The 15,537-nt window shown below is 64.4% G+C and carries 10 protein-coding genes; 5 read left to right on the top strand and 5 right to left on the bottom strand.

The window, feature by feature from the left end; all coding sequences use genetic code 11:
• Window positions 1-63 precede the first annotated feature (63 nt).
• The 5 genes from NDO48_RS16580 (at window position 64) to NDO48_RS16560 (ending at window position 6,681) form a co-directional block, all read left to right on the top strand.
• Window positions 64-1,140: a substrate-binding domain-containing protein gene (locus tag NDO48_RS16580; protein ID WP_026227038.1), complete on the top strand. Its 1,077-nt coding sequence runs from the start codon at window positions 64-66 to the stop codon at window positions 1,138-1,140.
• A 364-nt stretch (window positions 1,141-1,504) separates the two neighbouring features.
• Window positions 1,505-2,299 carry a cyclase family protein gene (locus NDO48_RS16575; RefSeq protein ID WP_018427266.1) on the top strand — a complete coding sequence of 265 codons (795 nt, stop codon included), beginning with the start codon at window positions 1,505-1,507 and terminating at the stop codon, window positions 2,297-2,299.
• 170 nt (window positions 2,300-2,469) lie between these two features.
• Window positions 2,470-2,955 (top strand): MarR family winged helix-turn-helix transcriptional regulator, encoded by a 486-nt coding sequence (locus NDO48_RS16570; protein WP_018427267.1) that lies wholly within the window; start codon window positions 2,470-2,472, stop codon window positions 2,953-2,955.
• Window positions 2,956-2,965: 10 nt separating this feature from the next.
• On the top strand, window positions 2,966-5,119 hold the full coding sequence (locus NDO48_RS16565; protein ID WP_018427268.1) for an indolepyruvate ferredoxin oxidoreductase subunit alpha: 2,154 nt from the start codon (window positions 2,966-2,968) through the stop codon (window positions 5,117-5,119).
• Window positions 5,116-6,681: an indolepyruvate oxidoreductase subunit beta family protein gene (locus tag NDO48_RS16560; RefSeq protein ID WP_018427269.1), complete on the top strand. Its 1,566-nt coding sequence runs from the start codon at window positions 5,116-5,118 to the stop codon at window positions 6,679-6,681. Before NDO48_RS16565 ends, NDO48_RS16560 begins: the two co-directional genes overlap by 4 nt.
• 112 nt (window positions 6,682-6,793) lie before the next feature.
• Here the strand turns inward: NDO48_RS16560 and NDO48_RS16555 are convergent, their stop codons facing one another.
• The 5 genes from NDO48_RS16555 to icmH all read right to left on the bottom strand — a co-directional run bounded on the left by NDO48_RS16555 (window position 6,794) and on the right by icmH (window position 15,437).
• Complete coding sequence (locus NDO48_RS16555; RefSeq protein ID WP_018427270.1) at window positions 6,794-9,115, bottom strand: peptidoglycan DD-metalloendopeptidase family protein; 2,322 nt, start codon at window positions 9,113-9,115, stop codon at window positions 6,794-6,796.
• Window positions 9,112-9,483, bottom strand: coding sequence for a DUF1036 domain-containing protein (locus NDO48_RS16550; RefSeq protein WP_267321801.1), 372 nt, complete (start codon window positions 9,481-9,483; stop codon window positions 9,112-9,114). The genes NDO48_RS16555 and NDO48_RS16550 overlap by 4 nt, the downstream gene beginning before the upstream one ends.
• A 79-nt stretch (window positions 9,484-9,562) precedes the next feature.
• Window positions 9,563-10,330 carry a PP2C family protein-serine/threonine phosphatase gene (locus tag NDO48_RS16545; RefSeq protein WP_040456103.1) on the bottom strand — a complete coding sequence of 256 codons (768 nt, stop codon included), beginning with the start codon at window positions 10,328-10,330 and terminating at the stop codon, window positions 9,563-9,565.
• Between the two features lie 116 nt (window positions 10,331-10,446).
• Window positions 10,447-13,995, bottom strand: coding sequence for a type VI secretion system membrane subunit TssM (tssM, locus tag NDO48_RS16540; protein ID WP_267321800.1), 3,549 nt, complete (start codon window positions 13,993-13,995; stop codon window positions 10,447-10,449).
• Window positions 13,992-15,437, bottom strand: coding sequence for a type IVB secretion system protein IcmH/DotU (gene icmH, locus NDO48_RS16535; RefSeq protein WP_018427274.1), 1,446 nt, complete (start codon window positions 15,435-15,437; stop codon window positions 13,992-13,994). The genes tssM and icmH overlap by 4 nt, the downstream gene beginning before the upstream one ends.
• Window positions 15,438-15,537: the final 100 nt, after the last annotated feature.

Genomic DNA, 15,537 nt, shown 5'->3' with positions numbered 1-15,537 from the left:
ACGGACGCAGAGATATGAATTCATGTTCATATCTCTGGTACGGGACCAGCTGGGAGGGTGATGATGATCCGTATCGAGATCGACCCGGTATGGCGCTTTCGACGCCATCAGGATTCCCAGTCGCTGCAGATCATGCTGGATTTCCTGGCCGAGATCCGCGCCAGCGGCAAGATCACCAAGGCCGCCGATCTTGCCGGCGTCTCATACCGCCACGCCTGGAACCTGATCGAGAAGTGGTCGGCGTTCTTCGATACCCCGCTCGTCGTGCGCAAGCAGGGCAGCGGCACAGTCCTCACGCCCTTCGGCGACAAGCTGGTGTGGGCCGGCCAGAGGCTTGAGGCCCGTCTCGGTCCGCTGCTGCAGAACTTGTCGCAGGAGTTGGAAACGGAAATCAACCAGCTTTTGCCGCACGGCCCGATCATCCTGCGCGTTCATGCCAGCCATGGCTTCGCGGTGCCGAAGCTGAGGGAGTTGCTCGCCCGCGAATCCGATATCGGGATCGATTTTCGTTATGTCAGTAACCAGAACTCGCTCGCATCGCTGGTGCATGACGGTTGCGACCTCGCCGGCATGCATCTGCCGCAGGGCGAGCTACGCAAGCGCAGCATCGCCGCCACCAAGGGCTGGCTCAATCCCGCGGCGCATCGCGTCATCGGTTTCGTCACCCGCGAAATGGGGCTGATGGTGGCGCCGGGCAATCCGCTCGGCATCACCTCGCTGGAGCGGTTGCTCGACCCCTCGGTCCGCTTCGTCAATCGCGATCCGGATTCGGGCACGCGCATGCTCCTTGCCCAGTTGCTGGCCCAGAACCGCATCGATCCCTTGCGTATCAACGGCTATGAGCATGCCGAGTTTACCCACGCGGCCGTCGCGGCCTACGTCGCCTCCGGCATGGCCGACGTCGCCTTCGGCGTCGAGGCGGCCGCGCGCCAGTTCGGCCTCGATTTCGTTCGCTTGTTGACCGAAGACTACTTCTTCGTCTGCCGGAAGGAGATTTTGGAACTCGAGGCGGTCAAGCGCGTGCTGTCCGTGATGCGCAGCCAGGAGTTCCACGCCGCCATCTCGCAACTGCCCGGCTACAGGGTCAACGATGCCGGCTCGATCCGGACTGTCCGGGACGTGTTCCGATCTCTGGACTAGACCGTAGGCATTCTGCTGGCGGCCAACGTCGCGCGATCCCTTCATCGCACGGCTTTCAAAGTCCTGCTTGGCCAATTAGAATGCATTTGCAAATAAAATTGGGCGGTCGAGCAACTGAAATATCGCCGTATTCGCTCTGGCCAATTTCCCGCTGTGAAGCCGGATGCGCCGCCTGGCAGATAATTCTTGATATTTTGAAGAAGGTTGTCGACCGCTGGTCAGGATGCGATCACGGTTTTCAGCTCCGCAAATTTTATTTGCATATGCATGTAAGTGACGCTAGCTTCCTGATCGGGAAGAGCGAGCGCGATGGCCTGGACAACGGATCCGGATAGGCTGGGCGCCATCAAGTGGAGGACTTGAAATGACAGCAGCTGCAGCTACGCTGGGCAATCTTGCGGAATTGCTTTTGAGCGGGCAGGTCGAGGTCGTCGATCTGTCGGGGCCGCTTGGTCCGGACACGCCCCTGCTCAAGCTGCCGCCGGAGTTTGCGGTGGATACGCCCAAGATCGAGATGCACACCATCTCCGAGTATGACGACAAGGGGCCCTTCTGGGCGTGGAATTGGCTGAAGATCGGCGAGCACTCGGGCACGCATTTCGATGCGCCGCACCACTGGATCACCGGCAAGGATTTTTCCGACGGCTACACGGACACCATCCCGGTACGCAACTACATCGCCCCATTGAATGTCATCGACTGCTCGGCGCAGTCGGCTGCCGATAACGATTTCCTGCTCACCGCTGACGGCATTCGCGCCTGGGAGGCCAAGCACGGTGCGATCGGCAAGGGCGAATGGGTGGTGATGCGCACCGACTGGGACAAGCGCAACGGCTCGGAGGCGGAGTTCCTCAATGTCGACGAGAAGGGGCCGCATTCACCCGGCCCGACGGTTGATTGCATCGAATACATCATCGAGCGCGGCGCTATCGGCTGGGGCACGCAGTGCATCGGCACTGATGCGGGTGCAGCGGGCGGGATGCAGCCGCCATTCCCGGCGCACAACCTGATGCACAAGGCCAACAGATATGGGCTGGCGAGCCTGTGCAACCTCGATAAACTGCCGCCCAAGGGAGCGATCCTCATCGCTGCCCCGCTGAAGATCGTGCGCGGTACGGGCAGCCCGGTGCGCGCGCTGGCGCTCGTGCCCCGGAGCTAGGTGAGGCCATCGCGGCTTGATGTCGGCATGCATGTCTCGGCCGCTCGGCGGCCGAGGTCGGTGCTGGATTGATCGAGCCGCCCGTTGGCGATTTCAGGCGGTAGTGCTCTGTATCGGCCTGCGGCGTAGAGGTTCGCCGCAGCAAGCCCGCCGCTGCAAAGGAAGATCCGATGACCGAGCACATCATATCGAGCGAGGATGATGAAGGGGCACGCCTCGGCGAGATCGGCCTCCAGCAGTTTGCGCCCTATCTGATGAACCGCATCATGGGGCGCTACAATGCCTCCTTGCGGGACGACCTGGCAAAGCTCGGGCTGACCACCCCCAAGATGCGGACGCTGGCCGTGCTTTCGGTCGTCGATGGGCTGCTCATCGGCCGTCTCGCGGTCTATGCCATCGTCGAGCAATCGACGCTCAGCCGCGCGCTCGATGCGCTCGAGGCGGACGGCCTGGTGCGACGCATGCCCGATCAGGACGACAGCCGCGCCATTCGCGTGTCGATCACCGAGGCTGGGCGTGCTGCCTTCGAAAGCCTGTGGCCGACCATGCGCGAGAGCTACAACAGGATGTTTGTCGGCATCGACGCGGCCGAGCATGCCGCCTTCGTCGCAACCCTGCAGAAGATACTCAACAACATAAAAAAGAATGATTTCTGAGGAGTGACCCATGGCCGAACGATCGTTTGCGAAGGAGGTCGAGAAGCTCAAGCTGGGTGAGGGCGAGGTCTTTACGGGCGAAGGCATCCTGGCCATCACCAAGGCGCTCTTGCAGTGCGGCGTGGGCTATGTCGGCGGCTACCAAGGTGCCCCGATCAGCCATCTCATGGACGTTCTGGCCGATGCGCAGGACATCCTCGGTGAACTCGGCGTGCACTTCGAAGCAAGCGCATCCGAGGCGACCGCAACCGCGATGCTTGCGGCGTCGGTTCATTATCCGATCCGCGGTGCGGCGACCTTCAAGTCGACCGTCGGCACCAATGTCGCGTCCGACGCGCTGGCAAACCTCGCCTCGGGCGGCGTCACCGGCGGTGCGCTCATCATCGTTGGCGAAGACTATGGCGAAGGCTCTTCCATTATGCAGGAGCGCAGCCACGCATTTGCCATGAAGAGCCAGGTCTGGCTGCTCGATCCGAGGCCGAACCTGCCGTCGATCGTCGCGGCGGTCGAGCATGGCTTCGAGCTGTCGGAGGCCTCGAATACGCCTGTCATGCTGCAGGTGCGCATCCGCTGCTGCCACGTCAACGGTTCCTTCGTGACAAAGAAGAATGTGCGCCCGGCGATGACCGTTGCCGAAGCGCTGGAGAACCCGCGTCGCGACACCCAGCGCATCGTGTTGCCGCCAGCGTCCTTCCTGCACGAGAAGGAGAAGATCACCAAGCGGCTGCCCGCGGCGATCGACTACATCAGGCGTCACCGGCTGAACGAGACCTTCGGTGGCGACGGCAAGGTCGGCCTCATCATGCAGGGCGGCATGTACAACGGCGTCATCCGTGCGCTGCAACGTCTGGGGCTCGCCGATGCCTATGGCGAGACGGATGTTCCGCTGCACGTGCTGAACGTCACCTATCCGCTGATCGACGACGATCTTGTGGCGTTCTGCTCCGACAAGGAGGCCGTGCTCGTCATTGAGGAGGGGCAGCCAGACTACATCGAGCAGGCGCTTGGCGCCATGCTCTACAAGGCCGGTGCCACCGTCAGGCTCGAGGGCAAGGGCATCCTGCCGATGGCCGGCGAATATTCGGGCGACGTGATGCTGACCGGCATTGGCGCCTTCCTGCGCAAGCATGCCGCAGATATGCTCGCTCCCGAGGTGCGGGCGCCCAACATGCCGGCTCCGCCGATATTCGACGACCTGGCCAAGACCGTGCCGATGCGTCCGCCGGGCTTCTGCATCGGCTGTCCGGAGCGTCCGATCTTTGCGGCCACCAAGCTTGCCGAGCAGGAACTCGGCAAGCACCACATCGCCTCCGACATCGGCTGCCATCTTTTCTCGATCATGCCGCCCTTCGATCTCGGCGCCACCACCATGGGCTACGGGCTCGGGCCGGCGTCGGCGTCGGCCTTCAATTCGCCAGATGCCAAGCGCCGCTCGATCTCCTTCGTCGGCGACGGTGGTTTCTGGCACAACGGCCTGACATCGTCGGTTGGCAACGCCGTCTTCAACAAGAACGACGGCGTCATCGTCGTGGTCGACAACTACTATTCGGCCGCGACCGGCGGCCAGGACATCCTGTCGTCACGTGCGAGCAATAGGACGAAGTCGACCAAGCATCCGATCACTGACGCGCTGAAGGGGATGGGCGTCAAATGGGTGCGCCACCTCGAGCGCACCTACGACGTCGGCATGATGCGCGACACCCTGAAAGAGGCGCTGACGACCGAGGAAAAGGGTCCCAAGGTGATTGTCGCCTCGTCCGAATGCATGCTGAATCGCCAGCGGCGCGAGGGACCCGTGCGCAAGCAGGCCATCGCCGATGGCAAGCGCGTGACCAAGACCAAGTTCGGCGTCGATGAGGATGTCTGCACCGGCGATCACGCCTGCATGCGCCTTTCCGGCTGCCCGTCGCTCTCGGTAAAGCAACTCGACGATCCCTTGCGGGACGATCCGGTGGCCACGATCGACGAAAACTGCGTCGGCTGCGGCAATTGCGGCGAGGTCGCGGATGCGGCGGTCCTGTGTCCGTCCTTCTATCAGGCCGACGTCGTATCCAACCCAACTTCCTGGGACCGGTTCTCGTTTGGCCTGCGCCAGCGCCTCATCAGGACGCTGCAGGCATGGCGCGAGCGTGGCCGACTGGTGTTCGAAGGAGTATCGGCATGAGGCTCGGGCTCCCAGAGGGCGTGGATACCACGCGCGCCATCATCAAGCTGGCCGTCCTGGCTGTCGGCGGTCAGGGCGGCGGCGTGCTGACCAACTGGATCACTGATCTGGCCCAGCGTAGCGGCTGGCACGTGCAGTCCACCTCGGTCGCCGGCGTCGCGCAGCGCACCGGCGCCACCATCTATTATGTGGAGATGATGCGGAAGGATCCGGCCCGGCCCGGCGCCAGTCCTGTGCTTGCGCTGAGCCCGGCGCCCGGCGACATCGACATTCTCATCTCCGCCGAACTGGCGGAAGCGGGGCGGGCGGTCCTGCGCGGCTTCGTCACGCAGGACCGGACCACCCTTATCGCCTCAAGCCACCGCATGCTCGCGGTGTCCGAAAAAGTCGTGCCCGGCGACGGCCGCGCCGACAGCGAAACCGTGCTGAAGCGAGCCGATGAAGCGGCGCGCCGCTTTATCCATTTCGACATGGAGACCATGGCGAGGCAGGCCGGCAGCGTGATCTCGGCAAGCCTGTTCGGCGCGCTTGCCGGCTCGGGCGAGTTGCCGTTTCCGCGCGAGGAGTTCGAGGCAACGATCCGCAGCGGCGGGCGCGGCGCCAAGGCAAGTCTTGCCGCCTTCGCGCTCGCATATGATCGGACGCGGGCCGGCCCGCAGCCGGAGGTCGAACTGGTGCCGCAGGCCACGCCGGGGGTGGCGGGACCAGCGGGATTGCGCGACAAATGGTCGGCGCTCGAGCGCCGCATTGAAAGGCTTCCCGAGCCGGTCCGCGACATGGCGGGGCACGGCCTTCGCAAGGTCGTCGATTTCCTCGATACGGCCTATGGAGCGGAGTATCTCGACAGGCTCGATACGGTAGCGGCGCTCGATTCCGCTGAGCATGGCCATGCTCTGACGCACGAGGCGGCGAAATACATAGCCAACGCCATGGTCTATGATGACATCATCCGCGTCGCCGATCTCAAGACGCGATCGTCGCGGGCCGAAAGAGTTCGCCGCGAGGTGCATCTTGGCGACGACCAGACCCTGATGACGACGGAATATTTCCATCCGCGCATGGAGGAGATCTGCGGCATGCTGCCCGCTCGGCTCGGTGCAGCGATTGAAGCCCGTTCTGGTCTCATGAAGAGCCTCAACCGCTTCGTCGACCGCGGCCGCAGGATCAGGACCGACGGCATGCTCGGTTTCGGCACGCTCTGGCTGGTCGGGGGAATGCGGCGCTGGCGGCGCGCTCTGCTCCGCCACAAGGTCGAGACCGCGCATCTGGAAGAGTGGCTGGAATTGGCGATGAAGGAAGCCAGCGCAGACTACGACGTCGGCGTCGAAGTGCTGAAATGCCGGCGCCTGATCAAGGGCTATTCGGACACCCATGTCCGTGGGCTGTCGAAATTCGACCGCGTGCTGGGCTGCCTTTCGATGCTGCGCGGACGCGACGATGCAGCGGTCTGGATCGCAAGGTTGCGCGAGGCAGCATTGAAAGATGCCGAAGGCATTGCGCTCGATGGTGCGATCATGACGGTGCGTTCCTTCGCCGGCACACCGGACGGCAAGGCCGCCTGATGGCCGACGCCGCCAACGGGAAGACACCGCACGAAGGCTGGAGGTGAAGAGCCAGCCGCCAACGGGATATCCGCTAGGCATGGTGCTGCGTGCCTACCCCTGATATTGCCGATTACAAACTCGCCGCTTGCGTCTCGAGCAGCTTCGCTATGGCCGCCTTGTAGCGTTCGAACTCCGGCGACGCCTGGCGAACGGGGATGGCCGGAGCGGTCGGCTGCGCGGAGACGGCGGGGGCCTTGCCGGTCATCTTGCGTTCCGCCCATGACACGACATAGCTGGCGTCCTTGCCCGTGAGGAAAGGGTTGGCCTTGATGACGCTCACCCCCAAAATGTCGACGAGCATCGCGTCACCGGAGGCTGAAAGCACCTGGTTGGCACCTTCCATGCCGAGGAAGTGGCAGAGATATAGCCGTCCTGCCGTAATCTGGTGGCCTCGCACCTTGAGATAGGCTTCGCCTTCGCGTGCAAGGTTGCGCACCATTTCCCTCGAGATGGTGGGGTCATAGCGGAGAGCAAGGATCTCCTCCGTCGACAGCGACCGCGCCAGGTCGGGACGGTAAGTGCTGATCATGCGCAGCCACGTCTTGGAGATGAATTGGCCGAGACCGGTTGCCGATGACAGCGGGTTCTTGGCGGTTGCACTTCCGCCGCTTTCGACATGGACGATGCGGTTGGTCAGGAGCTCGATGGCGGAATCGTCCGACGAGGTTGTGACGACCGTGACGGTACCCAGCGGGTCGACAGCCTGGCCGTCCTGGTAGAGTTCGAAGTGCAGATGCGGGCCGGTCGAGAGGCCGGTTGTGCCGATGTAGCCGATCAGGTCGCCGGCCTTTACAGCGGACCCGACACTGATGTTGGCGGCAAAGCGCTGCATGTGGGCATAACGCGTCTCGCGCCCGTTGGCATGCGTAATGCGGATGAGGTTGCCGTAGCCCTTGCCGTCGCCTTCGAACGCGATCTGGCCGTCGAAAGCGGCGACGATCGGCGTGCCCACAGGGGCCGCCCAGTCGACGCCCTTGTGGATGCGGACCGTCTTGAGGATGGGATGCATGCGCGGACCGAATGTCGATGTCATGACCCCGTTGACCGGTGTCACCATGCCGTTGGCGGTCGCCGGCGAGCGGATTTGGTCGTCGGCGGTGACGCAGGCGAAGTCCCGCTCGCCTTCGCGGAACACGAAGCACTCGAGGTTGGTGCCGCCGCCGAGCACGCCGACATAGAGCACCCGCCCGGCGAGGCCATCCTTGCCGCGCGGCGTTTCCGAATAGAGCAACACCAGCCGCTGGCTCTCGGTGGTGAAGGCATTCAGGTCGTGGCCGCGCGACAGATACATGATCGCTTCGCCGAGTACGCTTGTCGGCACGTCGTTGCGGGCTGCGGTGGAATAGATCGCGTCGAGCAGCCGGTACTGCCGCTTTTGTGTTCCGGTCTCCGGGCGGCCCGAATAGTTGAAGAGATCGTCGCGGACCCAGGGGTCGACGCCCGACACGAAAAGCCCGTTGGAACTGCGCGCGACGGTGCCGACATATCTGCTCATGGCATAGACCGAGACCTGCATGAGGGCGAAGCTCGATGCCTCGCGGCGGGGCCTGAAACCGCGCATGGCGACGACGTATCCGGGTTGGAGGTCGGCCAGGGCGAACTGGGTCTTGAGCGCATCGGCGGCGAGCCTGGCCTCGTCGGCTGCGAAATGCGCCTCAAGTGCCACGCTCTCGAGGCTTCTCGCGGTCAGCACCTTGACGAAGATGTCCTGCGTCGGTTCGAACCTGTCGCCCTGGGGCGTTACGGTTGCGATGCTCGTGTTGTCTTCGATCACCGTTTTCTGGAAGGCGGGCAGGGGAGCCTCGCCTTCGTCGATGGTCTCGCCCCAGCCGGCGCCGACATCGTCGGACAGGGTGGCCTCGCCGCTGTCGGTGTCGCCAACAGATTGGGTAGCCGGGGGCTGGGCATCGGGCCCCGCGGCGGGTGCGGCTGTGCCGCGCTGAGCCTGAAAGAAAGCGAAATCTTCCTGTGACGAAGGGATCGTCGTCATGAAGCGCTCGCTGGTCGACAGCATCGTGTCGGAAAGGAAGGCGAGCCTTGGAGATACCCCGTCGGTACCGAGTTCTGGCGGCCTAGCCACCGACTGGCGCTTCGTCTCGGCGCTGGCCTCGTGCGACAGGTTGATCCACATCGGATCGCCGGCGAGGTCGAGGATGGCGGGAACGTAGACGCCGGCATCGGGGGGAAGGACGTCGGCTTCTTCGGTAGGCTGCAGGTCGCCTTCATAGTCGGGCGCAAACCAGTAGCCGTAGCCGATATAGGCCCCGGCCGAGAGGACCAGAAGGCAAACCAGCCCGGCTGCCGCAACCATCTTGCGGAGCCGCGATCGCCTGCGCTGAGCCTCCCGCTCAAGCTTTCGCCTGCGGAAACTGGTGTCGATGCCGTGCGTCATGGCGCGCGGGCAGTGAGGAAGAACGTCCAGCGCGCCTGCTGGAGCGTGTCGACCTCATGGAACCGCGCCACCACCTGGCCGCGCACCCAGCAGTCGTCGGTGTCGCGGATGACGAAGCGACGGCGCTCGACGCACATGTCGGTGGACCCGTCGAGGACGGCGTTGCCGAAGACGTCGGTGGCGTAGATGTAAATGTAGCGGTTGGCGAGTTCCTCGCGGATGACGTTGACGCACTGGTTGGCGCCGACCGTCCACCAGCCCTCGGTCTGGAAAGAACCCTCGTTCTGCTGCCCGACCGCGAGATTGACCACGTCCAGTGTCTGGTTGCAGACCGTGAACTCCGCGTGCGCCGGGGCTGGTGTCAGCATGGCCAGGATGGCTGCGGCTGCCGCAGAGCAGGCAAGCTGGAGTGCCCGGCGGCAGTGCACCGGAACAGGACTCGAGCGGCTAGCGGCCTTCTGCGAAGGACATCGGAGCAGCACCATCCGTCGCCCCCAGTATGCGCACCACGACAATGGTCACGTTATCAGTGCCGCCGCGATCGAGAACCTTCTCCAGAAGTTCGTTGCAGACAGCCTGCGGAGAAGCGGCCGCAGCCGCGGCCTCGATCTCCTTCTCCAGGACGTGGGCCGTGAGACCGTCCGTCGCCAGCACGAAGACATCTCCCGGCTTGATGTCGCCCTGGTAGAAGTCGAGAGCGATCTCGTCGTTGACGCCAATGGCCCGGGTGACGACGTTGCGGCGCGGCCAGGTGCGGGCCTCCTCGGCTGTTATCGCGCCCCTGTCGACCAGTTCCTGCACTTCGGTGTGGTCGTGCGACAGCTGTGAGATGGCGTTGTCGCGAACGAGGTAGATGCGGCTATCGCCGAGCCAGAGGCAGGCGAACTTGCCATCCATCGCAAGCAGTGCCGCCAGCGTCGAGCCGATGGTGACGCCGCGCTCGGCCGATATCAGGCGGATTTGGTCGTGGGCGCGTTCGAGCCGGTCTTCGAAGCGGGCGCGCAGGTCGGGTGGCGAGGCTGCGACGCCGATGGTGGCAAGGTGTTCGACGATGCTCGCCGAGGCAAACTCGCCGTCATCATGGCCGCCCATGCCGTCAGCTACCACCCAGACCCCGCTCCGGGGTTCGAGCAGCAAGCTGTCTTCATTGGTCTGGCGCACGCAACCCCTGTGGGTTACGCCGTAACTGTCGAAGGCAAGCGCGACATCAGCCAATTGCCCCTGGCGCCAGCCTGGCGCCCCTCTGCGGTAGCTGCCTGTTACTTTTTCAGTCTGCCACAGGGGCGGACGTTAGAACACCGAAATCAAGCTGACCCATGAACGGCCTCCGCTCAAAGGGTCTTGGGGCAGACGAAGGACGAAAGCGCCGGCAATGAGAAAGGATTCCCGGGAGAGTTGGCTTGCAGTGTGTAGGTGACGTCGCGTCCACCGATGACAAAGCGAAGCTCGACCTTGTCGTCTTTGGCTGATGGTGTGGCAGTGTCCAGCAGCCGCTTCAACGCCCATGGCCCAGCAAAGGTCATAGTGGAGTCTCGCCCGGCCAACTCCGGCGTCAGGCTGATGCTCGCCTGGCCGGTGGCCGCTGCGCCGGGCCAGACGATGACGACAGGGCTATTGCCCGTCTGGTAGCTCTGCACCAGCTGACCGTTGACGTTGAGAAGCGCCATGTCGATGTCATTGTGCTGCGAAAACGGTGTGACAGTGATGTTGAGCGCCGGAGCCGTGCCGCCGAGCGGGAAGAAGGCATCGCGGATCGTGGCAGCCAACTGGAACGGCCTAAGGGCGCTTGCGGAGAGTTCCCGATCAAGGCTGTTGCCCTGCTTCCATGTCCAGTCCTGGCCGGAGACGTCGACGTATGGCGAAAGGTTCTGGGCGAAGTAGCGATCCAGCAGACCGCCCGGTCCGAACAGGCGGGTGAAGTCGGCGATTGGCAGGTCGTCGCTGCTGCTTGCTGAGAACGGATAGCGGTTGGCGAGCGCTTCTTCGCAGGGGCCGGCGACCAGCTCCGCGAGCGACTGGCGTATCTGTTCGAGCGAGGCCCGGGCGGCATTGCCTTCGAAATCGTCTGCCGCGGCAAGGATCATACGCTGCAGGGACTTCGGTACGCGCGAGGCGTTGGCGCGCAGGTTGGAGATCTGGAGCTGCAGGTTGGCGCTGGTCTGATCCGTCCGGGTTGGCGCGGCAGCGGCGATGGTGAGGCTCTGGTGGATGGCGCGGAAATTTTGGACTAGCGCGTCGACAGGGCGCTGGCCTCGACGACCGTCGACCAGCAATTGGAAGGCGCGGAACTGTGCCGCCACGCTGGCTCCAGGCACGACAGCCGCTCCGCCTGCCGGCGCCGACCCGGCGCGGGTACTGGACTTGCGGCCCTGCAGTTCGATCCCGATCCGAGCTAGGCCGTCGGATCGCGCCGGATCGCTGGCGGCGGCATCGTTGGCCCGAGCAAGTGCGGTTTCGCGCGCGATCGCCTCGAACAGCTTGGCGATGGGAGAGTTGGGGGCGCCAGCTGCCGAAAGTGCCACGAACTGCTGTTTGTCCGCAGCCATCGGCTGGAACTTCAACCGCTCGAGTGCGCTGTTCCAGGCGGCAGCGAAATCCCGGTCGTAGCGGTCCAGCAGGTCCGGTCCAAGCCGTGGCAGTTGCTGCTCGACCTCCCCCTGCTCGGCACTCGTGCCGATTACCCATCGGTCATCCGCAAGCCTGCTGGCAATTCCGGCCAGTTGGGTAAGGAAGACGTCGTTGAAGCCGCTGTTGGTGTAGATGCCCGGTATGCGGAGGGTTCCGAGGTCGCTGCCGTCGACGGTGTCGAAGACGAGTTTCGTTTCCGGGCCGCCGGCAGCGACGAACGCAAAATCCTGCGGTTGCTCTGATGACATCGCCGAGGCGATGAGTGCCGCGGCTCGGTCGGCGACCGTCATGCGCCCAAGCGAGCGCTGCGCGGCCTCGACAAGTGAACGGTCGATCTCGACCGATGGGTCGTGGGCGTCATCAAGCACCAGCATGGCTCGCAGGTGCTTTTCCAGTGCGAGGCGGCCATCGCGGTTCTGCGGACCCGGGTATCGGTTCTGCTCCCAGTCCCGCTTCATCCATGCGACGATCATCTCGTCGTCGGACTTGGGCGCCTTTCCCCCCAGCATCAGATAGACCTTCAGCGGTTCATAGAGGCTGGCCGGGTCGCTCAGCTTTGCCTGGATCAGCTGTTCGAGATGCAGCATCAGGCGCGGGCGGTACAGACGCTCAAGGGCCTGGCGGTAGGCCTCCTGTGAGGCTGACCCAAGCCTGGCGCGTTGATCCATGCCGAGCATTTCCCTCGGCGAGACCGGTAGGTCGCGGTTGTCGTAGCCTGCCGGCAATCCCCTGATACCTTCGAGGCCGTCGAGCACGGTTTCCAGGTCCGTATCCGTCACCGTGGTTGCCTGGAGTTGTTGCGACGTCGAAGCGCGGATCGTCTCCGTTCCATCGGCCGTTGCCTTCGCAAGGTCTCGGTTGGCCTTGAAGCTTGTGCCCAGGGCGCCGAGCGCCGCCAAGGTTGCAAGGACGACGGCGCCGATACTGGCTTGCCTGACCAGACGGAGCCTGCGGTCGGCACTGCGGTCGAAGGTTACCCACCCGGCCTCGGCGAAAATCACCCGGGCAAGCAGGTCATGCAGGAAGAAGCTCTTGCCGGTGCCCGATAGCTGGTCGCGCGTGTCGCGGCCGAAGCTCTTGCCGATGGCACCGAGAATACGGTCGACGGGCGTGCCTTCCTGGGTGCCGGAGGCGAAGTAGAAGCCGCGGAGCGCGTAGCCGGCAGGTTGATCGCCATCGAAGACGGCGCCCAGGAACGTGGCGCAGTGCGCCTTCAGGCAAGACATCTGCGCGGGGAAACCGAAAGCGGCGATGCGGGCTGCAGGATCCGTTTCTTCTTGCAGCCTGTCGGGCAGGCTTTCCGAAAGGCGCCGGATCAACTGTTCGAGCTCGGCTGTTGCATCGCCTGCCGGATTGCGCGTCCTGTCCGCCGGCTGGAAGGTCGTGCCCCACACCTCCTGGCGTTCGGCTTCGCTGCAGTCGCCGAAGAATTCCATGAAGCCGCTGACGAGATCGGCCTTGGTGAACAGCACATAGACGGGGAAGTCGATCTTCAGCCGCTCATGCAGCTCGCCCAGGCGATTGCGGATTTCCTTTGCCTGAGCGTCAAGTCCGTTTTGACCCAAGGTCAGCAGGTCGGCCACGCTGACGGCGACGATCGCGCCATTGATCGGCTGGATACCACGGTGCTTCTTCAGCAGCGCGAGGAAATCCAGCCAGCCCTTGCGGTCGCGGTCGGCATCGGAGTCCTGCGTGGTGAAGCGGCCGGCGGTGTCGAGCAGGACGGCGCCGTCGGTGAACCACCAGTCGCAGTTGCGCGTTCCGCCAACGCCGGGAACCGATTGAGCCGTGCCGGAAACGGCGAGCGGGAAGGGCAGGCCGGAGTTCGCCAGCGCAGTTGTCTTGCCAGCGCCAGGCGGCCCGATGATCAGGTACCACGGTACCTCGTAGAGGAAGTTGCGCCGGCCACCCGATCGCCTGAGCGCTGCGAGGGCATCCTGCATGCCCTTTTCCAAAAGCGCCGCGTCGGCGCCCCGGGTGCCGGTGGCCAGTGCGGCTTCCATGGTCTTCTCGGCCCGGCGGGCAAGCAGCACCTGATGCAGATAGTAGCTGCCGAGCGCGATGGCGACCGCTGCAATGAGCGCGGCGCGCACGCTGACGGAGGACAGCGGGCGCTGATCTCCAAGCCCGAGCAACGGTCCGGCATACCAGATGGCCGCGGCCAGCCCGACGAAGGCGACCACACTGGCGACGAACGGCAGGATGCCAGTCGACGGCGCGGAGGTGCGCTGTCGGCTGGCGCGCCGGCTCACAGGGTCTCCTCCCTGGGCACCATCACCTCGATCCGTCGGTTCCGCGCCCTGCCTTCCGGTGTCGAATTGTCGGCAATCGGTTCATCTTGTCCCTTGCCGTCGACGCTGATGCGGGAAGGGTCCTGCAGGGTCGGGGCGACCAGTTTCTTGACGGCCTCTGCCCGCGCCAAGGACAGATCGTGGTTCGACTTGAAAGGGCCTGACGGACGCGGCCTGATGTTGTCGGTGTGGCCAACGATGCTGATCGGGCCACGCTCGCTATCAAGGGCTGCACCCATGCGGCTGGCAACAGCGGCGAAATCAGGCTTGGCCTCCACGGCGCCGGGGTCGAACAGCAGGCTGTTGTCGATATCGATGACGACGAAGTCGCCTCTGGTGTCGACGCTGAGCGCGCCGCTGGCGATGTCCTCGGCGAGCGCGGATCGGATGCGTTCGATCTGCGATGTCTGGGGCTGCGGGGCGGGCTGTTCTTCCACGACCGGTGGCGCGAGGCCGGCCCGCTCGATGACGACAGGGGTTGACGGGACGAGCGCCAGCAGCTGCTGTGCCGCTGCCTCGCCTTCGTCGGTGACGCTAGCCCGCATCCAGAAGAAGGCGCCGGCGACCAATGCAACGCCTGCTGCGGCGAACGCCCAGGCGGGCATCCGTCGCGGCGGGCGCGCCGGTCCGATAGACATCGGCTGCCAGCGCGGCGACAAACCTTCCTGTATCGGGCGAAAATAGCGGATCGCGTCATAGACATCGCGGCGGACCGGCTCGAGGTTCTGGCCGCGCGTCGTGCCGCGATATGGCCCTTCAAATCCGAGCGAAAGGCAGGCGTGCATCAGTTCGAGCAGGTCGCAGCGGTCCTGCGGATCGGCCAGCACGGTGTTCAGCGCGTCGAAGAAGCCGTTGCTTGGGGTCTCGACCTGATAGTGCTGCCACAGAAGACTGTGCGGCGCCCACGTGGCCGCGCCAATGCCAGGCAGGTTCCTGGCGATGTCGTCGGCGGTCTCGCACAGCGCGTAGCGGGCGATGCCGATATCGTCTTCGTCGAGACCCAGTTCGGCAGCCTTCCAATCAAACTCATCTAAGGCGGCTGACAATTGCCGTCCGACTTCGCCGGCGTCTGGCTTGGTAGCTTTCAAGCGCAGATGGCCGAGCAGCATCAGCAGCGGCGCGGCAGCTGTCATCACGCCGTTGGACACCGGATAGTCGAGGTCGAGCAGGCTCTCCAGCAGGTCTGGCCTGGTGCTCGAAGCTGTGGAACCGTTGGGACTGTTCGGCGATGGCCGGCCAGCCGGCGGCCTGGTTTGCGAGATGATGGTGCCGGTATTCGCCGGGGCCGAGTAGACCATGGTCGGGTCGGCAGGTGGCACGGGTTCAAGCCTGCCGGAACGGCTCGGCGAGCCGCGGACGATCGTTCTGCCGCCAGAGCCGGAAGGATTGTCCTTCGAAGCCATTGCCGCTCACCCGCCCTCGCGTCGGCAACACAGCCGCGCCGTCGCTGACACGTCCTGCGCGGCAGCTTTTTCCGCGCCCGGCCACTGAAGCCAGCATGGT

This window comes from Aminobacter sp. MET-1, assembly GCF_026521175.1.
Classification (GTDB): Bacteria; Pseudomonadota; Alphaproteobacteria; order Rhizobiales; family Rhizobiaceae; genus Aminobacter.
The sequence above is the reverse complement of the archived record's forward strand: the minus strand, read 5'-3'. Positions and strand labels throughout refer to the sequence as shown.